General features: G+C 64.6%; 18 protein-coding genes and 1 pseudogene. 17 read left to right on the top strand and 2 right to left on the bottom strand.

The window, feature by feature from the left end; all coding sequences use genetic code 11:
• Window positions 1–31 precede the first annotated feature (31 nt).
• Window positions 32–151 (top strand): annotated as a pseudogene (locus C7I84_RS30740) (alpha/beta fold hydrolase); the annotation flags it as partial.
• A 182-nt stretch (window positions 152–333) separates the two neighbouring features.
• The gene (locus C7I84_RS25295; RefSeq protein WP_106775000.1) at window positions 334–615 is read left to right on the top strand and encodes a YMGG-like glycine zipper-containing protein; all 282 of its coding nucleotides are present in this window, start codon (window positions 334–336) and stop codon (window positions 613–615) included.
• 56 nt (window positions 616–671) lie between these two features.
• On the opposite strand, the gene C7I84_RS29830 is transcribed toward C7I84_RS25295, so the two are convergent.
• A complete protein-coding gene (locus C7I84_RS29830) occupies window positions 672–890 on the bottom strand; it encodes a hypothetical protein (protein ID WP_133170158.1) in 219 nt (72 codons plus the stop codon).
• Between the two features lie 95 nt (window positions 891–985).
• Here C7I84_RS29830 and C7I84_RS25290 point away from each other — a divergent pair, with 95 nt between their 5' ends.
• The 5 genes from C7I84_RS25290 to C7I84_RS25270 all read left to right on the top strand — a co-directional run bounded on the left by C7I84_RS25290 (window position 986) and on the right by C7I84_RS25270 (window position 7,583).
• Window positions 986–2,536, top strand: coding sequence for an AbgT family transporter (locus tag C7I84_RS25290; RefSeq protein WP_106774999.1), 1,551 nt, complete (start codon window positions 986–988; stop codon window positions 2,534–2,536).
• 63 nt (window positions 2,537–2,599) lie between these two features.
• Window positions 2,600–3,802: a M20/M25/M40 family metallo-hydrolase gene (locus tag C7I84_RS25285; RefSeq protein WP_106774998.1), complete on the top strand. Its 1,203-nt coding sequence runs from the start codon at window positions 2,600–2,602 to the stop codon at window positions 3,800–3,802.
• 46 nt (window positions 3,803–3,848) lie between these two features.
• Window positions 3,849–5,684, top strand: coding sequence for an SLC13 family permease (locus C7I84_RS25280; RefSeq protein ID WP_106774997.1), 1,836 nt, complete (start codon window positions 3,849–3,851; stop codon window positions 5,682–5,684).
• A gap of 7 nt (window positions 5,685–5,691) precedes the next feature.
• Window positions 5,692–6,738: an AI-2E family transporter gene (locus C7I84_RS25275; protein ID WP_106774996.1), complete on the top strand. Its 1,047-nt coding sequence runs from the start codon at window positions 5,692–5,694 to the stop codon at window positions 6,736–6,738.
• 260 nt (window positions 6,739–6,998) lie between these two features.
• Entirely contained in the window at window positions 6,999–7,583 is a 585-nt protein-coding gene (locus tag C7I84_RS25270) for a GNAT family N-acetyltransferase (protein WP_207771069.1), read from the top strand.
• A gap of 312 nt (window positions 7,584–7,895) precedes the next feature.
• Here the strand turns inward: C7I84_RS25270 and C7I84_RS30200 are convergent, their stop codons facing one another.
• Window positions 7,896–8,060 (bottom strand): hypothetical protein, encoded by a 165-nt coding sequence (locus tag C7I84_RS30200; RefSeq protein ID WP_165816210.1) that lies wholly within the window; start codon window positions 8,058–8,060, stop codon window positions 7,896–7,898.
• A gap of 463 nt (window positions 8,061–8,523) precedes the next feature.
• Between C7I84_RS30200 and C7I84_RS25265 the strand changes: the two genes are divergently transcribed.
• From C7I84_RS25265 to C7I84_RS25220, 10 genes are all read left to right on the top strand, one after another.
• On the top strand, window positions 8,524–9,507 hold the full coding sequence (locus tag C7I84_RS25265; RefSeq protein WP_106774994.1) for a TRAP transporter substrate-binding protein: 984 nt from the start codon (window positions 8,524–8,526) through the stop codon (window positions 9,505–9,507).
• 119 nt (window positions 9,508–9,626) lie between these two features.
• The gene (locus C7I84_RS25260) at window positions 9,627–10,187 is read left to right on the top strand and encodes a TRAP transporter small permease (protein ID WP_106774993.1); all 561 of its coding nucleotides are present in this window, start codon (window positions 9,627–9,629) and stop codon (window positions 10,185–10,187) included.
• Window positions 10,184–11,458: a TRAP transporter large permease gene (locus C7I84_RS25255; RefSeq protein ID WP_106774992.1), complete on the top strand. Its 1,275-nt coding sequence runs from the start codon at window positions 10,184–10,186 to the stop codon at window positions 11,456–11,458. Before C7I84_RS25260 ends, C7I84_RS25255 begins: the two co-directional genes overlap by 4 nt.
• 7 nt (window positions 11,459–11,465) lie before the next feature.
• On the top strand, window positions 11,466–12,236 hold the full coding sequence (locus C7I84_RS25250; protein WP_106774991.1) for an IclR family transcriptional regulator: 771 nt from the start codon (window positions 11,466–11,468) through the stop codon (window positions 12,234–12,236).
• Window positions 12,233–14,308 (top strand): hydantoinase/oxoprolinase family protein, encoded by a 2,076-nt coding sequence (locus C7I84_RS25245; RefSeq protein WP_106774990.1) that lies wholly within the window; start codon window positions 12,233–12,235, stop codon window positions 14,306–14,308. Before C7I84_RS25250 ends, C7I84_RS25245 begins: the two co-directional genes overlap by 4 nt.
• 3 nt (window positions 14,309–14,311) lie before the next feature.
• The gene (locus C7I84_RS25240; RefSeq protein WP_106774989.1) at window positions 14,312–15,877 is read left to right on the top strand and encodes a hydantoinase B/oxoprolinase family protein; all 1,566 of its coding nucleotides are present in this window, start codon (window positions 14,312–14,314) and stop codon (window positions 15,875–15,877) included.
• A gap of 24 nt (window positions 15,878–15,901) precedes the next feature.
• Entirely contained in the window at window positions 15,902–16,294 is a 393-nt protein-coding gene (locus tag C7I84_RS25235; RefSeq protein WP_245428606.1) for a cupin domain-containing protein, read from the top strand.
• A gap of 1 nt (window position 16,295) precedes the next feature.
• Window positions 16,296–17,078, top strand: a complete 783-nt coding sequence (locus tag C7I84_RS25230) for an HpcH/HpaI aldolase family protein (protein WP_106774988.1) — start codon at window positions 16,296–16,298, stop codon at window positions 17,076–17,078.
• Window positions 17,075–17,962, top strand: a complete 888-nt coding sequence (locus tag C7I84_RS25225) for a beta-keto acid cleavage family enzyme (protein WP_165816209.1) — start codon at window positions 17,075–17,077, stop codon at window positions 17,960–17,962. Before C7I84_RS25230 ends, C7I84_RS25225 begins: the two co-directional genes overlap by 4 nt.
• Before the next feature lie 130 nt (window positions 17,963–18,092).
• Entirely contained in the window at window positions 18,093–19,631 is a 1,539-nt protein-coding gene (locus tag C7I84_RS25220) for an AMP-binding protein (RefSeq protein ID WP_106774987.1), read from the top strand.
• Window positions 19,632–20,160 lie beyond the last annotated feature (529 nt).

Raw genomic sequence — 20,160 nt, 5'->3', positions numbered from 1 at the left:
CAAGCACGACCCTCCAGAAGGAGAACACACCGTGGGCTTTGTCACGACCGACGACGACGTACGGATTTTCTTTAAGGATTGGGGTCCCAAGGATGCCCAGCCCATCGTTTTTCACCATGGCTGGCCGCTCAGCTCCGACGACTGGGACGCCCCCAACAACAACGACTTCGCTGGTAGGCCCACGTCAGCAAGCGTCGAACGGGTTCTGGGTTTAGCATGTCAAAGGGCGGCTGCCGAGATGAGCTTCCTATTTGCCCATCGGTGATTGTTCTCTGGGTTCACTCATGCAATCCTAGAATTCATTTGAACTTTGCGGGTGAGGAACCTGGATCAATGAGATTCGCTCTTTTTATCTTCACATCGATAATTGTTCCTTTTTCACTAACGGGTTGCGAGGCCACACAAGAACAACGAGCCGGTACCGGGGCGCTGATTGGCGCCGGCACAGGTGCGGTGGCTGGACAGGCACTCGGCCGAAACACTCGCAGCACGGTCGTTGGCGCGGGTGCTGGTGCGCTTCTGGGCGCCGTAGTCGGCACCGCATCAACGCCTCGCGGCACCGGCTACTGTCGATTCCAACGCCCTGACGGTACAATTTATACCGCACGCTGCTAGACACCCGGTTTGATTGCGGAGCCACAGCAACTTTCCGGGCAAGACCCAGCAGCCGCCTAAGGACGTTGGGCAACATGAGGGCATTCATAATGTCGGATCAGCGCACGAAACTCACGCGCGGCGTGGGGGCATTCCTGTTCGAAATAGCTATTAACTCGCACAATGCCCGCGTCGTCGATTTCCGCCGACTTAGAAGATAATGTTTTTTTCCACAAAGCTTGAAGGGAACCATGCGCTTCGTCCGATACAGCCAAGGCTTTGGGTTCTGCGCTCATGATTCCTTGCACGGAGGACTAATCTCAGAATCCATTTGATCTGAGCATATCTCCTGGTCGACCGCACCAAGAGGTCCAGCAGAGGGGAAGAAGAAATGCCCACCGCCGATGCGGCTCCGAAAACCGCGATGCAAAGATTTCTTGATGGCGTCGAGAAAGTCGGGAACATGGTTCCCCATCCGGTCGTCATCTTCCTGATCCTGATTGCCATCGTCATCGTTCTGTCGGCGGTTCTGGGCATGTTCGACGCGGCGGTCACTTTCGACCGCATCAATCCGGACACGCACCAAATCGAGATTGCGAGCACGGAAATACGCAGCCTGCTCAATACGGACGGCATTCGCTTCATGTACGAATCGCTGGTTCCCAACTTCATGGCCTTTACCGCCGTGGGTTTGATGATTGCGGCGATGATCGGCGCCGGCGTGGCAGAGGAATCCGGGCTGGTCACCGCGCTGATCCACAAGCTCGTCATCGTGTCGCCGCACTGGGCGCTCACTTACATCTTGGCCTTTGTCGGCATACTTGCCAGCATTGCCGCCGATGCGGGCTATCTTGTCCTGATCCCTCTCGCCGGCATCGCCTATCTTGCAGTCGGGCGGCATCCCTTGGCCGGCCTGGCGCTGGGTTTTGCCGCTGTCGCAGCCGCTTTCACCGTCAACATGCTGATAAAGCCGCTCGACACGGTGCTCGTCGAGTTCACCAATGACGCCGCCGCCCTTGTCGACCCCACCAGATCGATCGGCCTGGCCTCGAACCTCTGGTTCTCCATCGCATCGGTGCTGTTTCTGACAGTCATCATAGCATTCATATCCGATCGCATCATCGAACCACGCCTTGGAACCTATAATCCTAAGAGCGCCTCCGAAGGCACCACGACGGACCAGAGCGCTATGCTTGGCGAACAGGAGTCGCGTGGCCTGCGTTTCGCCGGTTTCGGACTGCTCGGCCTGATCGTGGTCTTCGGCCTGCTGACGATCCCGTCATGGGGACCGCTGCGCAATCCGGACACGGGCGAACTGATCGGCAACTCGCCATTCATGAGCGGCCTCATAACCCTCATCGTCCTCATGTTTCTGGTGACCGGCTGGGCCTATGGCATCGGCGCCGGAACCCTGCGTACGCTGACCGAGGTCATCGGCGCGATCGAGAAGTCGATCAAGAACATGGGCGGCACGATCTTCCTGTTCTTCGTGCTCAGTCAGTTCGTCGCCTATTTCACCTACACCAATATCGGCACAGTCATGGCGCTCAGCCTCTCGGGCGTCCTGCAAGCGGCCAATATCGGTGCGCTGCCTCTGCTGATCGGCTTCATCATAGTGGTCGCGATCATCGATCTGCTGCTCACCGGGGCAATCGCCAAGTGGGCGATTTTTGCACCGGTCTTCGTGCCGCTTTTGATGCAGCTTGGCGTCGAACCTGAGGCGGTGCTGGCCGCCTACCGCGTTGGCGATTCCCCGATGAACGCGATCACGCCGCTCAACGCCTATTTCGCGCTCGTCGTCGGCTTTGCCCAGAAGTACGACAAGTCGGCAGGTGTCGGTACGATCGTGTCTCTGATGCTCCCCTTTGTCGTGTGGATATACGTGCTGTGGACGGCGCTTTTCGCGGTCTGGAAAATGCTCGGCCTGCCATGGGGGCTGTGAGGGCGTGGACTGTGATGGCGAACTCGCCCCGGAATGAAAAGACTTGAACGATCGGAGGACCCCATGAGCAACCCCTCTATTCCTCTCGATGTCGCCGCCGCTGAAGAGCATCTGATGCGCTTCCTCGCGGTCGAAGGCGTCACCGGGCAGGAGGCCAACATTGCCGCCGCCGTCAGCGACGCGCTGAAAATGATCGGCGTGCCGGCGTCGGCCATCCGCCTCGACGACGCGAACAAGCGCATCCCGCTGCCGACCGAGATCGGCAACCTCATCGTCGACTTGCCGGGGACGAGGCCCGGCCCGCGTCTTTTGTTCTCCACCCATCTCGACACCGTGCCGCTCTGCGCCGGCGCGAAGCCGCGGCGCGAAGGAGATCGCATCGTCTCGGACGGCACGACCGCACTTGGGGGCGACGCCCGAACTGGGGTTGCTCTTTTGGTCGTGCTTGCCGAGACGCTTATGAAGCACAGGCTTCCGCACCCTCCAATAACCCTGCTGTTTACCGTCCGCGAAGAAAGCGGCCTGCACGGCGCTCGCGAGCTGAACCCTGCCGATCTCGGCGGCGCCGTGATGTGCATCAATGTCGACGGCATGCTCGCCAAGGACCTGATCATCGGCGCGGTCGGACAGGAAAACTGGGAGGTCGAGATCAAGGGCCGTGCATCCCACGCCGGCGTGGCGCCCGAGAAGGGCATATCGGCGACCCTGGTTGGAGCCATTGCTTTGACAGAGGCACGGCAGGCCGGCTGGTTCGGCAAGGTCGTCAAGCCCGACGGCCGCGGGACGAGCAATGTCGGTATTTTCGGCGGCAAGGATGGAAAGCCCGCAGGCGATGCGACCAATGTCGTGACCGACTATGCCTTCATCAAGGGCGAGGCTCGCAGCCCCGAGGCAGCCTTTGCAACGAAGATTGCCAAGGGCTACAAAGAAGCGTTCGCGAAAGCGCAAGGCGAGGTCAAGGATCATGAGGGCCAAACGGCGGAAGTCGCGTTCAGCCACCAGACCTCCTACCCTCCTTTCAAACTCGCGGAGAACAGCCCGGTCGTGAAGCGCGCCACCAAGGCGTTGGAGATGTTGGGCATCGAGGCCAACTGTCTCTTCTCCAACGGTGGTCTCGACGCCAATTGGCTCGACAAACATGGAATCCCCACCATTACGATAGGTGCGGGCCAGGCGGAGATTCATACCGTCAAGGAATACGTCAATCTTGCCGAATACGAGAAGGGCTGCCGCCTCGGCATACTTATGGCTACGATGGAAGAGTAGCAGTCATGCCGCGGTCCGGCGGCATGACCGGTGAGGAACGAAGCGATTGAGCCCAATAGCATACACTGCCACCATCATCGCGGTCGTTGTCGTCCTGTTCGTCTGGAACAAGCTGCCTGTTGTCGTTGTCGCGATGGCGACGGCGATGGCGCTGTGGGCTACCGGCGTCCTGACGATTGATCAGGCCCTCGGCGGCTTCGGTGATCCCGCGGTGATCTTCATAGCCTCCCTCTTCATTGTCAGCGCGGGACTCGACGTGACCGGCGTTACCGCCTGGGCCGGGCAGCTTCTGATCCGTGGCGCGGGCGAAGAGAGCCGCGCTCGCCTGTTACTGCTGACGATGAGTATGGTCGCGCTCCTTACGGCGCTGATCAGCGTCAATGGCGCCGTTGCCGCGCTCCTGCCGGTGGTGGTCGTGATCGCCGTCCGGCTGAAGCGAAATTCGGCGCAGTTGCTCCTGCCGCTGGTTTTCTCCGCGCATGCCGGTTCGAAGCTCGCCCTGACGGGTTCGCCAGTAAACGTCCTGGCTTCGAACGCGGGTAGCGACGCCGGCGTGGGCGGCTTCGGCTTCTTCGAATTCGCGCTTGTCGGCTTGCCGCTGCTGGCGGGAACGATGGCGATCATCATACTGTTCGGAAAACGGCTCCTGCCCGAACGCAACGGCGCGACCATGCCTGTCGACTTCAGCCGCCATGCGAAGACGCTCGTCGAGCAATACGGCCTTGCCAGCGGCGTGTACCAGATGCGCGTGCGCGCAAGTTCGCCGTTTATCGGCAAGCCTGCCGCTGCGATCGAGTTGGCCACTTATCCCGAACTGCACCTCGTCGCCGTCCAGGATGGTGAAACGGCCAGCCCGCTGCGCAGACCTGCAATCGCCGAGGGCGATCACCTGCTGCTGCGGGGCGAGGCCCAGTCGGCTGCCGCATTCGCTGCCGACAAACACCTCGCATTCAGCGAGTCGGCGGCGCCCGGGCAGGGTGAAGAGACGCTGTTCAATCGCAGTTCGGGCCTCGCCGAGGTGGTGATCCCGCCGCGCTCTGGCCTTATCGGCCAGAACGTTTTCCCGGGCATGGTGACCGAAAGCGGCGATCTGATCGTCCTTGCGGTGCAGCGGGCCGGAGCGGAGCTCGCCGCCACCAACGCAACACGAGACGCTGGAGGCATCGTGTTGCAGGCCGGCGACACGATGCTGCTGCAGGGAACATGGAAAGCGCTTGACCACCGGCTCACGGATCCGGATGTCCTGGTCGTCAATTCGCCCGAACTGGTGCGTCGACAGGCCGTGCCGATGGGACCAGGCGCTCGCCAGGCCGTCGCCATTCTGGTCGCAATGGTCGTGCTCCTCGCCACCGGCATCACCCCGCCGGCGATAGCCGGCCTGCTCGCCGCCGGAGCGATCGTCCTGTCGGGGATTATGAGCGTCGAGCAGTCCTACCGCGCCATCGATTGGACGACGGTGATCCTTGTCGGCGCTATGATGCCGTTGTCTACCGCCATGATAGAGACAGGCGCGGCGAAACTAATGGCGGAGTATCTGGTGTCGCTCGTCGGCGGCGCCGGCCCCATTGCGCTGCTCGCCGGCCTGTTCGTGCTGACTGCCATAATGGGGCAGCTCATCAGCAACACCGCCACCGCTCTCATCGTCATCCCGATCGGGGTGGCGGCCGCGGCGACCATGGGTATTTCGCCCCGCCCGGTGCTGATGAGCACCGCCGTCGCAGCGGCGGCAGCGTTCCTGACGCCGATCGCAACCCCAACGAACCTGATGGTTATGGGTCCGGGCGGCTACGCTTTCAGCGACTACTGGAAGCTCGGCCTGCCGCTGCTGCTCTGGTTCTTTGTCGTGGCTGTGTTCATAGTGCCGATGATCTGGAGATTCTAAGTTGCCAATGACCGCTCGGCCGGTTCCGATACTGCTGGGCATCATCTGCGCAATTCTGCTGCTGGCTGCCCTCTATTTCGCGGACGCGATCTTTGCGCCCGTTGCCTGCGCCCTCTTCATCATCGCGATCGTCTGGCCGCTTCAGGACCGGCTTCAGACCGGCCTGCCGCAGCTTGTGGCGCTCGCCATCGTCGTAACGATGGTCGTTCTGGTGTTCATCGTATTCGGGTCTGTTGTGGCCTGGGCCTTCGGTCGGATCGGCCGATCACTGATCGCGGAGGCGCCTCGGCTTCAAGGACTCTACGAACAGGCGACCGCCTGGCTGGAGACGCATGGGATCGCGGTTGCCGGCCTGTGGGCCGAACACTTCAACATGCGCTGGGTCGTGGGGGCGATGCAGGGTGCTTCAGCACGGCTGAATACGATGATCTCGTTCTGGATCGTGGTGCTGATCTACGTGCTGCTCGGCCTGCTCGAGGTCGGCCCGCTGGCGCGCAAGATTCCCGCTATCGTCGGCAGCGAGGCGGCCCGCATCCTGATCGTGGGCGGCGAACACACTGCCGCCAAGCTGCGCCGCTATCTGTGGATCAGGACGATCATGAGCATCGCAACGGGCGGAATGGTCTACGTGTTTGCCCTGGCACTCGGCCTGCAGCTTGCGACGGAGTGGGGCGTCATCGCCTTCACTTTGAATTTCATCCCCTTTGTCGGCCCGTTCATCGCAACGCTGCTGCCGACTTTCTACGCACTGGCGCAGTTCGAATCCCTGTATTCCGCGCTGTTCGTGTTTGCCTGCCTCAATCTCATCCAGTTCGCGATCGGCAGCTATGTCGAGCCGCGCTTGGCGGGAAAGGCGTTGGCGATGTCGCCCTTTCTCGTCTTGTTTTCTGTCTTCCTGTGGATGTTCCTCTGGGGCATGTTCGGCGCTTTCATCGGAGTTCCGATAGCAATCGCCGTGCTGACCTTCTGCGCTCAGGCTCCATCGACCAGATGGCTCGCCCAATTGTCGGGGGCCCCCGGCGACGACGTGCACAGCGCTCAGAATCTTAGGTGAACGTCCGCTGTCCCTTTTCCCCGCACCACAAGCGAACCTACCGGCCTCGGCCCCGATGTTGTCGAGCAGCAATGCGCCTCATCAAGGTCATTCCGCCCGCTCCTGCCGTCCTCCAGAAGCGGACGTCGCTGACGACTTCAGCTTTTCCAGAACCGCTGAGCCGGCAGCAAACGGTATCGTTCCCACTCCATCCGGGTTACGATGCGTGGCTGGGAACGGGCGCGGGCGGCTCGTCGAACCGCCTACGACAGGAGGGCAGCGTGAAATCGCCGACGGTGAGAGTTATGGCCGCAGCCGATGAAGATTCGGCGGTCGAGATCATCGTGCTGGCATTTGCAGCGGACCCTATGGCGCGATGGACGTGGCCGCATGCACACACGTATCTTGGCGCCATGCCGCGAATGGCCCGCGCGTTCGGGCGCAGGGCATTCTCCAACGAAAGCGCCTTTTGCACCGACGGCTACGCCGGGACGGCGCTGTGGCTGCCGCCCGGCGTGCATCCCGACGAGGAAGAGCTTGGCGCCGTGCTCGAGAGCACGGTTGAACCCGCGCTCGCCCCTGAAACCGCTGCCATATTCGAGCAGATGGCCACCTACCACCCGACCGAACCGCATTGGTACCTGCCCCTGATCGGCGTCGACCCGGCGCATCAAGGCGAAGGTCACGGCGATGCCTTGATGGCGTACGCACTCGAACAGTGCGACCGCGATCACGCGCCGGCCTATCTGGAATCCTCTAACCCGCGCAACATATCGTTCTACCAGCGGCACGGCTTCGAACCGCTCGGCGCGATCCAGGTCGGTTCGTCGCCGACGCTCACCCCGATGCTGCGGCGACCTCGTTGAGCGTCCAGTTTGATCAGATAGTTTGCGGCATAGGGGCGCCGAGCTACGAAACGAAGATGGAACGTTCCGGCAAAACTGTTTGCCGATGGTCCTGCAGGCGAGGTCGTCCTCGGACACACCCTGTCGGTGCCCAGGCGCAGGATAGCGGCTTGCCTCAGGAGACGGCGACTAGCTGTCGGCTAATCACAGCACGTGCTGTTCACACAATTCTCGACGAACCCTGGCGGCTCAGAAAAGGTGAGTACTCACGGATCACGGCTTCTTTAGGGGGACAAAGTCAACCGTGCCAGTGCGATTCACTGCCGTTCCTCTTCAGAAACTGATCTGGCTCCGAGGGTGTCGCGCGGCGGGGCGGAGGCCGACGGCGAAGCCGAGGAAGCGGATGCGACTGGCGAGCCTCTCGACCTGGCGTTGCCGGTTGCCGCGGGCGAAGTGGTCCACGCCGAGGTCCTGGTAGCATGTTCCGTCCTTGAGCATGTGGTAGGCCGGTTCCAAGATCGATGCGGGAACGGCGATGGCCGCCGATAGGACGGTGGTCTGGGACCACTTTGGGTCTGTGAGTGTCCGTGACGCCACGTATTTCGGACCCCTGCTTAACGCGATGGCGACCGGATTGTCGGCCGAGACATCGTTCAGGGCGCCCCAGGAGCCGACGAAGATCTCACAAGTCCACCGTCCGAAGAGAAAGGCATCGACCCGCGCATCAGCTTCATCGTGTCATTCCTTTCTCTATCACGCGGCTTGGCCGGGAGGTGCTGGATTGTCCCCTCGCGCTTCGTCGTAACCGAATGGGCAGCAAAATACCGATCCGTGCTCGATCCGGCATTGACGCGCGGTTCAGCGTGCACCTGGAGCCTATCGGGTTGACGTGGATAAGGCTGTATCGTATATTGCAATAGTGTTTTGATATAAGAAACGACGACTGGGAGGGAGTTGAGACATGAACATCCGAAGCGGCATTTTCGCCGCCATTGTTCTGCTTTTTCCGGGCAGTGCCCTGGCGCAGGAATACACGCTGAAATTCGGGCATGCGGCGACGTCGACCCATCTGTTCCAGGATGGGCTGGTCATGTTTGCCGACAAGGTCACCGAGAAGACGAGCGGCAAGGTCAAGATCGAAGTCTATGGCGACCGCCAGTTGGGCGACGACAAGCAGCTTTTGGAGGGTGTGCAGCTCGGCACGATCGACGGCGCGCTGGTCTCGGTTCCGACGATCCCGCTCACGCTGAATGCGCCCGCCTTCGACGCGCTTCAATTGCCGTTCCTTGTACCCAGCTACGATAAGATGGCCGCGGTCCTGTCATCCGAGGTAGGGCAGCAGCTCCTCGACTCGCTGGCGCCCAGCGGCATCAAGGGCCTGGGCTACATCGAGGCCGGCCAGCGCCACTTCCTCTCGCGCACCAAGGCGGTGCAGACCGTGGGCGATTTTTCGGGGCTCAAGACCCGCATCGTTCCCACCCCGCTGCACAAGGCGATCTGGGAGGCGGTCGGCGTCAGTCCGATCGGCATGGCTTTTGGCGAAGTCTTCTCGGCGCTGGAAACCGGCACTATCGACGCGGTGGAGATCAATCTGTCGTCGGCCTATGCCGAGAGTTACTACGAGGCGGCCAAGAACGTGACGCTGACCGGCCACTATTTCTGGCCGGGCGTGCTGATGACGGGCGGCGCCAAGTTCGAGAGCTTGCCTGACGACGTCAAAACTGCCCTCGCGGAGGCGGGGCACGAGGTCATCGCCGAGCAATATGCGCTGGCGCGCGACCAGGAAGCCGAGATCGCCGACAAGCTGAAGGAAAAGGGCGTCACCATCTCGCAGTTGTCCGACCTCACCGAGATGCAGGCGCGGGTTCGCCCGGTGTTCGAGTCCTGGCTGGCAAAGGATCCGCTGATCCAGGCTTTCGTCGACACCGTGCGCAAGACCGACTGACCGAAGCGGGGCGGCGCGCTGCCGAGGACACCGCCCCCGTTCCGAAACAACTGACGACCAGCTTTCCGGCGGCCGCCGTGCCGCGGCAGGAAAGGCATGTTCGACGACGGGACTGATCCATGCTTGCCTTGCGACGCCTCTTCGATGCCGTGGTGTCCACGATCCTGATCTGGATGCTGATCGTGCTTCTCGCGGTGATGACGGTCCAGATCGTGCTGCGCTACGGCTTCTCCTCCTCCTTGATCTGGGCGGAGGAAGTGTGCCGCTACCTGCTGGTCTGGGTCTCGTTCCTCGCGGCGATGCTCGCCTACGAGCGTGGCGAGATCGCGAGCGTGCCAATGCTGCGTGACGCGCTGCCGCGCAAGGCGGGATTGGCGCTGGCGATCCTGGCCAATGCCTGCGGCATCGTCCTCCTGACGGTGCTGGTCTGGTATGGCTTCGTCTATGCCGGCCGGCTGGGATCAGCGCCGATCCCGGCAATGAAATTCCTGCTGGGCGATGTGTTCGGGCCCGATTTTCCGGTCCCCTCGATGTACTGGGTCTACATCGCCCTGCCCGTCGGGCTGTCGCTGTTTGCGTTCCGCCTGGCGACCGACATCGTCCTCTACGCCGGCATGATGACCACCGGCGGCCACGCAGCCGACCTGCGCGACGCGGGTGAGCTCGAGGTGCACGGATGATCCTCTACCTCGCCATCTTCTTCGCCGCCCTGATCATCGGCATGCCGGTGGCATTGGGGCTTGGCATGGCCTCCCTGGTCTATCTCCTGATCGAGGGGCACGGGCATCTGCTGGTGGCCTTTCCGCAGCGGATGATCGCCGGGATCGATAGTTTCCTGCTGCTGACCATCCCGTTCTTCATACTGGCCGGCAACCTGATGAACGCCGCCAACCTGACCGGCCACATCGTGCGTGCGGCGCAGTTCCTGGTGGGGCGGATCAAGGGCGGCCTGGCGATCGTCAACGTGCTGGCCAACTTCATGCTCTCCGGCCCCAGCGGCGCGGCGACGTCGGAAGCGGCGGCCGTGGGCGGCATCATGATCCCGCCGATGAAGCGGGACGGGTACGACCCGGCCTATGCCGCGGCGCTGACCGCCACGGGTTCGCTGCTGGGACCACTGATCCCGCCGTCGCTGCCGCTGATCCTGTTCGGCGTGCTGACCGGCACGTCGATCGGCGACCTGTTCCTGGCCGGGATCGTGCCGGGCCTGATCCTGGGCGCCCTCCTGCTGGTCTATGCGCTGTGGAAGGGCCACCGCGAGAACCACCCGGTTGCTCCGCCGGTCCCCAGGGGGGAACGCTGGAGCATCCTGCACGCGGCGATTCCGGCAATAGTGCTGCCGGTCTTCATCGTGGTCGGCATCCGCACCGGGATATTCACGCCGACCGAGGCCGCCGGCGTCGCCTGCATCTATGCGCTGGTGACCGGCCTCTTCGTCTATCGCTCGCTGCCCTGGAAGAAGCTGAAGCGGTCCTTCTACGACACCGCGACCATGTCGTCCGGCGTCATGCTGGTCGTGGCGATGGCCAGCATGACAGGCTTCGTCCTCGGCATCGAGAGCCTGCCGCAGAAGATCGCGGCGTCGATCCTGGGGATGACGGAAAACCCGGTACTGCTGGTGATCCTGCTCAACATCGTCCTGCTCGTCCTCGGACTGTTCCTGGAGCCGCTGGCGGCGATGGTCCTGATCATGCCGGTGCTGAACGCGCTCGCGCCGACAATCGGGATGGACCCTGTCCAGATGGGCGTGATGGTCGTGCTGAACCTGATGATCGGAATGTGCACGCCGCCGGTCGGCCTGGTGCTGTTCATCGTCAGCTCGATCGCACGCAGCCCGCTGCAGGCGGTGACGCGGGCCTCGCTCCCGATGCTTGGGCTGTGCCTGCTGGTCCTGGCGCTGGTGGCCGCGGTTCCGGGCATCTCACTCTGGATTCCCGGCCTGTTCAAGTGAGGGACACATGAGCGTCGAACTGGATAAATCGGTCAATCAGTCCACGCAGATGGCCTTCCTGATCATCGAGGTGATGGCCGAGATCGGGAAACCCGTGGCGCTGTCCGATCTCGCCCGCCGCATAGGCGCGCCGAAGGTAAGGGTCTTCCGGTTCCTGCGGACGCTGCTGTCGCTGGGCTACGTGCTGCAGGACCCGGACACGGAGAAATACCGGCTGTCATACAAGCTGTACCACCTCGGCCAGGCGCTGGCGGATTCGACCGACATCCTGCGCGAGGCCAGACCGGTGATGGTCGAGTTGCGGGACGCAACGGGCTTCACCGTCTCCTTCTCCCAGATGGAGCCGACCGGGATGCGTATCCTGGACATGGTGCGCACCGAACAGCCGGTCGCCATCGTGACCCGCCCGGGCGCGCTGCTGGATTTCCACGCCTCCGCACAGGGCAAGATCGCGCTGGCCTTCGGCGACGCTCGGCTGCCCGAGGAGCCGCTCCGGCAGTGGACCAGCGAGACGCCGACGGATCCCGCCGCCATCGCCGCCGAAGTGCAGGCGGTGCGAGCGCAGGGCTGGGCCGAAGCGCCGAACCAGACCCTGCAGGGCGTCACCGCCGTCTCGGCGCCGGTCTTCGATATGAACGGCGCCTTCATCGCCACGCTGACGATCGCGGGCCCCACCAACACCATCGGCTCGCCTCCCGCTCCGCGCTTCATCGAGGCGCTGAAGGGGGCCGCCCGCAAAGTCTCCACCAATCTCGGCAATACGGACCAACGTTCATGAAAAAATACTCGCTTGCGGTGGACATCGGCGGCACCTTCACAGATGCCGTCCTCCTGGCCGACGACGGCCGCACCTTCGTGGACAAGACGCTGACGACGCATGGCAACCTGCTGGAAGGCTTCTTCCGCGGCGTGGGGCTGGTGCTGGGGCACGCGGGGATCGAACCGGGGGACGTCAACGACGTGGTGGTCCACGCCACCACCGTCGTCACCAACGCCTTGATTGAGCGGAAGGGACCACCGGTCGGGCTTATCCTCACCAAGGGCTTCACGGACATCCTCTACATCCGCGACGAGCACCGCTACGACATGTACGACCCGCAGATCGAGTTCGCGGAACCGCTGATCCCGCGTGAGCGGACCTGGGCGCTGGACGAGCGGGTGCTGGCGGACGGCACGGTCGAGAAGGCAGCGCGGGAGGCCGAGATCGCGGCCATTGCGCGGGAATGCGAAGCACGTGGCATCCAGTCGGTCGCCGTCAGCCTGATCAACGCCTACCGCAACGGCGCGAACGAGGCGCTGGTCGCCGAGGTCTTTGCGCGCGAGGCGCCGGAGATCTTCGTCTCGCTGTCCTCCGAGATCGCACCGCAGATGCGGGAGTATCTGCGCACCTCCACCGTCGCAATCAATGCCTACACGGTGCCGATCACGCGGCCCTACCTGAACGCGCTGATCGCCGAGCTGGATCGTCAGGGTTTCTCGCAGCAGCCGCTGATCATGCTGTCGAACGGCGGCGTGATCGGTGCGGGCCGTGCCGGCACGCTGCCTGTCAGGATGATCGAGAGCGGTCCGGCCGCCGGGGCGCTGGTCGCCTGCTATTTCTCGCGCATGTTCGGCCTGCCGGACCTGATCTCCTTCGACATGGGCGGCACCACGGCCAAGGCCTGCATGATCCAGAATCACGTGCCGCTGGTGACGGGGACCTTCGAAGTGGACCGGCGCTACCGGTTCAAGCCCGGCTCGGGGATGCCGATCACCGTTCCGTCCATCGACATGATCGAGATCGGCGCAGGCGGCGGTTCCATCGCATGGGTGGACGAACTGGGGCTGCTTCGCACCGGGCCGGAGAGCGCCGGCTCGATCCCCGGACCGGTCTGCTACTCCCGCGGCGGCATCGAGCCGTGCGTGACAGACGCGGACGTCGTGCTGGGCATTCTGGATCCCGACCGCTTCCTGGGTGGCGACATGAAGCTGGATGCGGCAGGCGCGCGGGCAGCCATCGGCAGGCTGGGCGCCAGGATAGGCCTGACGCCGGAGCAGACGGCATGGGGCATATACGAGGTCGTCTGCGAGCAGATGGCCGCGGCCGCGCGCACCCATGCCACCGACCGCGGCGTGGACTATCGTGGCCTGCCCATGCTCGCCTTCGGCGGGGCAGGTCCGGTGCATGCCTGCCTGGTCGCCGACCTGATCGAGTCGAAGCAGGTGATCTACCCGCCGCTCGCCTCGGTCCTGTCGGCCTTCGGAACGCTCGTGACGCCGGCGCAGATCGACCTTGTCCGCAGCCAATTGGGCCCGATCGAAAGCCTGGACCCGGCGGCCGCGCGCGCCCTGGTCGGCCAGATGACCGAGGAAGGCACCGCCGCGCTGACCGAGGCGGGGCTCGCGACCGCCGATATCGGCTTCGTCTTCGGTGCCGACCTGCGCTACCTCGGTCAGCAGTCGGAACTGCGGATCGAACTGCCGTTCGACCCGCGCCAGGGCCTCGATACCGCGGCGATGCGGGCGATCTTCGACAGGGAATATATCGCCCAATACGGGCTGAAGCTCGACGACATGCCGATCGAACTGGTCAACTGGCATGTCACCGCGCGAGGCCGTCTGCCCGAGCGCGCCACCGCGCATGTCAGCAAAGGCGGAAGCCGCCCCGCACCGCGCAGCCGCATCGTCCACTTCCGCGGCAAGCCGGTCGAGACGACTGTCTATTCCCGTGCCGAGCTGATGGAGGACGACGTCATTCCCGGCCCGCTGATCGTGGAGGAGCGCGAGACCACCATCTTCGTGCTGCCCGGCTGGACGGTACGCCTGCACCCGAACGGCAGCCTCGTTGCCGACAAGATGACGGAGCACTGAACCATGGACGGCGTTGAACTTCAGATCCTCTGGTCGAACATGATCGGGATCGTCTCGGAACAGGCCCGTGCGCTGCAGCGCATCGCGTTTTCCCCCATCGTGCGGGAGGCCGGGGACCTGGCAAACGGCCTCTTCGACGCCCGCGCCCGCATGGTGGCGCAGGCGGTGACGGGAACGCCGGGGCACATCAACTCGCTGGCGGCGGCCGCCGCGAACCTGCTGCGGCATGTCGATGCCGATACCCTGAGACCGGGCGACGTGCTGATCACCAACGATCCCTGGATGTCGGCAGGCCACTTCTTCGACATCACCGTCCTGTCACCGATCTTCCGCGGCGAGAAACTGATCGGCTATGCCGGGTCGACGATCCACCACACCGACATCGGCGGCTACGGCATCGGGTCAGGCGCGCGGGACATCCACGAGGAAGGGCTGTGGATCCCGGTGCTGAAGCTCTACGAGGCCGGCGTGCGCAACGAGACGCTGTTCGCCATGATCACGCGCAACGTGCGCACGCCCGACGCGCTGCTGGGCGACCTGGGCGCGCAGGTGTCTTCCGGCATGATCGCCGCGCAGCGACTGAATGCGTTGTGCGACCGATACGGGTTGGACGACATCGAGTCGCTCGCCGACGAGATCATCGACCGCTCCGAAACTGCCACGCGCGAGTCGATCCGGGCGCTACCCGGCGGGACGTTCCACGGCGAAACCACCTTCGACGTGCCCGGCGGCGACCGGATCACCCTGAAGACCGCCGTGACTATCGACGACAAGGCGGGAGAGATCACGGTCGACTTCGCCGGATCGTCGGGCCGCAGCCCGCGCGGTATCAACGTGGTGCCCGCCTATACGCAGGCCTATGCGACGTTTGCTATCCGCTCGACGCTCAATCCGGACCTGCCGAACAATGCCGGCTCGCTGGCGCCTATCAAGCTGACGTTGCCGGAGAACTGCGTCGTCAACGCCACCTACCCTTCGCCGGTGAATGCCCGGCACGTCGTGGGCATGTACGTGCCCTTCCCGATTCTCAACGCCTTGTCGCAGGTCGTGCCGGACAAGGTGGTGGCCGAAGGCTCGGGCGCCGTCTGGACCGTGCAGATCCAGGGGCGGGATGCCGACGGACGAGCCTTCACTTCCTCCATGTTCAACTACTCGGGCGGGATGGGGGCACGAGCGGGAAAACCCGGCATCTCGGCCGTCTGCTATCCCACCGGCGTGTCCGCCGTCCCGGTCGAGGTGCTTGAGGCGGCCTATCCCATCGTCTTCACCTGCAAGGAGCTGGAACGCGGATCGGGCGGGGCGGGTGCGCAGCCGGGCGGAGACGGTCAGCGGATCGGCTTCAGGATGCGCACGACGCAGCCCTGGCTGCTCAACACGGTGCCCAGCCGGCTGAACGAGGCGCCCCAGGGCCTCGCCGGCGGCGGGCCGGGCCGGCCGGGACAGTTTCTCGTGAACGGCAAGCCCGTCGTCCTGTCCGGCAAGACGGACATGAAGGCGGGCGACGAGGTGATGATGATCACGCCCGGCGGCGGCGGGTTCGGCGCGTTGAAGGCGGCAAAGGTCGCCTGAGGATATCCACAGAAGGAGGACGAGATGAGCGAGCTTCAACCCTTTCGCATGCCGGTCAAATGGGAGGACCTGCCGCGTTTCTCGGTGCGCGAGCACGTCAGCAGGGCCGGGTTTCGGGGCGAGGACGTGCTTCTGGTCATGAACTGGCTGGAACCGGGGATGACCCTCGGCATGCACAAGCACCCCTTCGAGCAAATCGCCGTCGTGCTGACCGGGCGGATGCGCTGGACCGTGGGCGACGAGACCTTCGAGGTCGGCGCGGGAGAGGTGCTGCGCGTGCCGCCGGACGTGATGCATGGCGGCATTCCGATCTCGGACGAGGTGGTCATGAACCTCGACATCTTCTGTCCGATCCGGAAGGACTATCTGGAGATCGTCGAGCACCAGGCAGCCGACTTCCCGCCCGTGGAGGGCTGACATGGCCTTTCCTGCCGTCCTCGCCGATTTCGCCCCGACGCTGCGCCGGGGCGGGCTGCACTTGTCGACCTTCTGCCAGTTGCCCGACCCCAATGCCATCGAGGCGCTGGCCAAGACGAAGCTCGATTCCTTTATCTTCGACATGCAGCACGGCATGTTCGACGAAGCCGCCGTGCTGGCCGGCGTCGCCGCCGCCTCGCTGGAAGGCAAACCGGCGTTCGTCCGGCTGCCGGTCGACGCTGGTGGGTTGGCCTCGCGGGTGCTGGATTTCGGCGCGGCGGGGGTGGTCTGCCCGATGGTCAATACGGTGGCGGATGCCGAGCGGCTGGTGTCCTACATCAAGTTCCCGCCCATCGGCGCCCGCAGTTGGGGCCCGCGTCGCGCCATCCCGCTGTCGGGGCTCAGCGCGCCGGGATACCTGGCCAGGGCCAACGAACTGACGCTGGCCATCGCCATGATCGAGACGCGGCAGGCGCTGGACAATTTGGACGCCATCCTGGCGGTGCCGGGGGTAGATGGCGTCTTCGTGGGGCCGTCCGACCTGTCCGTCTCGCTGTCGGGCGGAGCGACCCTGGACAGCGCCGAGGTAGCCTCGGCGCTCGACCATATCGCGGCCCGGGCGCGGACGGCGGGCAAGATCGCGGGCATCTTCGCGATCAATCCGGCCTATGCCGTCGACTGCGCGACCCGCGGCTACAGCTTCATAGCGCTGATGCAGGACGCCATGTTCATGCAACAGGCAGCGGATGGGGCGGTCGCGGCGGTACGGGAGAAGGCCGCGTGACCCGCCCCGTCATCCTGACCGCCTGCGTCAATGGCGGGCGCCCTGACGCCGCGACGCTCAATCCCGGCCTGCCGGTCAGTCCCGAAACCATCGCGGCGGCGGTGGCAGAGGCTGCGGCGCTGGGTGCCGCGGTGGCGCATATCCACGTTCGCGATCCGGCCACCGGCCTGCCGTCGAACGACGCGGCACTGTGGGCCGAGACGGTCTGCCTGATCCGCGAAGCTGGGACCGATATCCTGCTGAACCTCAGCGCCTCGATGGACGGGCTGCTGCTGCTTGACGATGAAGCCGGTTTCGTCCCGGCGCCCGGCACCACCTTGCGGCCGGCGGCGGGCCGCGCCGAGCATGTGCTTTCGCTGCGGCCCGAGATCGGCACCATCGACTGTGGCACCTTCGCCCTTGGCCAGGCGATCCATGTCGCGCGCCTGGGCGACCTGCGCGAGATGGCGCGGCTCTACGCCGAGGCGGGCGTCCGGGCCGAGGTCGAGTGCTTCGACTTCGGCAACCTCGAAATCGCCCGCCGCCTCGCCGCCGAGGGCGCGTTCGGCCCCCGCCCGTTCCTGCAGATCTGCCTCGGCACCGGCTATGGCGGCGCCCCGGCCACCGCGGCAGCCCTGTCGGCGATGCGCGAGCGCATCCCGGAGGGCGCGGTCTGGGCAGCCTTTGCCGCCGGCGAGGACAATCTGTGGGTCATGCGCGAGGCGGTGAGCCGCGGCGGCAATGTCCGTGCCGGGCTGGAGGACACGCTGCTCGATGCGGCCGGGCGGCCGACCACCAACGCCGCATTGCTGAAGGCGGCGGTCGAGGCGATCATGGACGCCGGCGGCCGCGCCGCCACGCCGGCCGAGGCCCGCCAGATCCTCGGCCTGCCTGCAAGGGTCTGACGCAGGAGACGACCATGGCTGAAGCCTTGATGATCGGCAGGGACTGCGACGGCATGACCGGGACGCCTGGTGGTGCGGCCGGTCGGCGCGACCAGACGCGCAAGGCCTTCACACACATCGAGGTCGGGCAATGAACCCTGCACTCTGGCTGGAACGGGCGGCGCGGCTGTGGCCGGACCGTCCGGCGCTGTTTCGGGGCGCCGAAGCAGTGGCCGACTACGCCGGATTCAACGCCCGTGCCGGGTCGCTGGCGGCGGGACTGACTGCAGCGGGGATCGGGCCGGGGGACCGGGTGGCGCTGTTCCTGGCCAATCGAACGGATTATCTGGTGGCGATGCAGGCGATCTGGCGGATCGGGGCGGTCGCGGTACCCATCAACGCAAAGCTGCACGAGAAGGAGGCGGCCTTCATCCTGAGCCATTCCGGCGCGAAGCTGGCCTTCACCGATGCCGGACACGCCGCTGACCTAGCCGCGCTGGCGGATTCGCGGATCGTCGACATGGACGGGCCGGATTTCACCGCGCTTTTGCCGGATGGGCCCTTCCCGCCGCTGCATGGCACGGCCCAGGACGATCTGGCCTGGCTGTTCTACACGTCGGGGACCACCGGACGGCCCAAGGGCGTCATGCTGACGCCGGCGAACCTGCAGGCGATGGTGATGAGCTACCTTGCCGATGTGGATGCGGCCGAGGCGGCGGACGCCAAGGTCTATGCCGCGCCGATGTCGCATGGGGCCGGCCTTTACCAGTTCATGTACCTGATCTGCGGCGCGCGTCATGTCGTCCCCGCCTCAGGCGGGTTCGACAGCGACGAGATCCTCGATCTCGCGGTACGGCTGGACCGACTCTGCTTTTTCGCAGCCCCCACCATGATCCGCCGTCTGATCGCCGCGGCGCGTGCGCGGGCCAATCGGGGAGAAGGCATCCGCACCATCGTCTATGGCGGCGGGCCGATGTATCTGGCCGACATCCGCGACGCGATGGACCAGTTCGGCACCCGCTTTGCCCAGATCTACGGGCAGGGCGAGACGCCCATGACAATCACCGTCCTGACGCGCCAGGCACACGCCGAGGCTTTGGCGGCAGGAGCGCAGGATGTGCTGCAGTCGCACCGGCTGGCCTCGGTCGGAGTGGCGCAGGCGGGCTGCGAGGTGGCGGTACTCGGGCCGGACAGAAAGCGCCTTCCGGCCGGCGAGATCGGCGAGGTCGCGGTGCGCGGACCCTCGATGATGAAGGGTTACTGGAACGACCCGGCCGCCACGGCCGCGACGATCCGGGACGGGTGGCTGCATACCGGCGACGTAGGCGCGCTGGACGATGCGGGCTTTCTGACGCTGCATGACCGGTCCAAGGACGTCATCATCTCAGGCGGGACCAACATCTATCCGCGCGAGGTCGAGGAGGCGCTGCTGACCCATCCGGCGGTGGCGCAGGTCTCGGTCATCGGGCGGCCCGATGCGGAATGGGGCGAGGTGGTGGTCGCCTGCGTGGTGCTGGAACCAGGCGCAACCGCCGATGCCGCCGCGCTCGACGCCCACTGCCTGACCCAGATCGCCCGCTTCAAGCGGCCGAAGGGCTATGTCTGGCTCGACGACCTGCCGAAGAGCGCCTACGGGAAGGTCCTCAAGACCGAACTGCGCTCGCGCTTCCAAGTTGTTGGAGCGACGTGAAATAGCGCCCCCTGGCCAAGGTCACGAACAAGGCTGCTCGGGATCCTACGTGAAGCGTATTCTGTCGAAGCAATTTCAATATCTTCCAGATCGGCGCGCAGGGACGGATCTCCCGCGGTCACTTTCGCTAGCCGGAGCAGCAGTCTCGTTCACTTGGCAAGCCACTTCTTCCTAGTAGGGCGTTTCCCAAGATTGGAGGGCGCAATAGACGGCATCCGAAACAGAAGGAACTCAGGCTGGATCAGGTGAGCGGATCGTCTATGACGCCACGAAACTGCACGACTCGATAACCAACCTGCGGCTGATAACCGGGACTACGCATTCCCGAGCGCTAACCGACCTTCCAGAGCGCTTGTCGCAGCCGTCACCACGACCACCGGCAACACCCGCCCGCCGTGGGCGCTAGAGCGGTTCACGGCCTGACTGAATCGGAACGGATTCCCGTTCGGTCGGAATTGTGATTCAAGATGCTGGCTGGATTGGAGGCCAGCATCTGATGACCCGACCTCTTTCCAATGATCTTCGAGAG

Source organism: Kumtagia ephedrae (assembly GCF_003012745.1).
Taxonomy (GTDB): Bacteria; Pseudomonadota; Alphaproteobacteria; order Rhizobiales; family Rhizobiaceae; genus Kumtagia; species Kumtagia ephedrae.
This window is presented reverse-complemented; position numbering and strand designations above follow the sequence as displayed.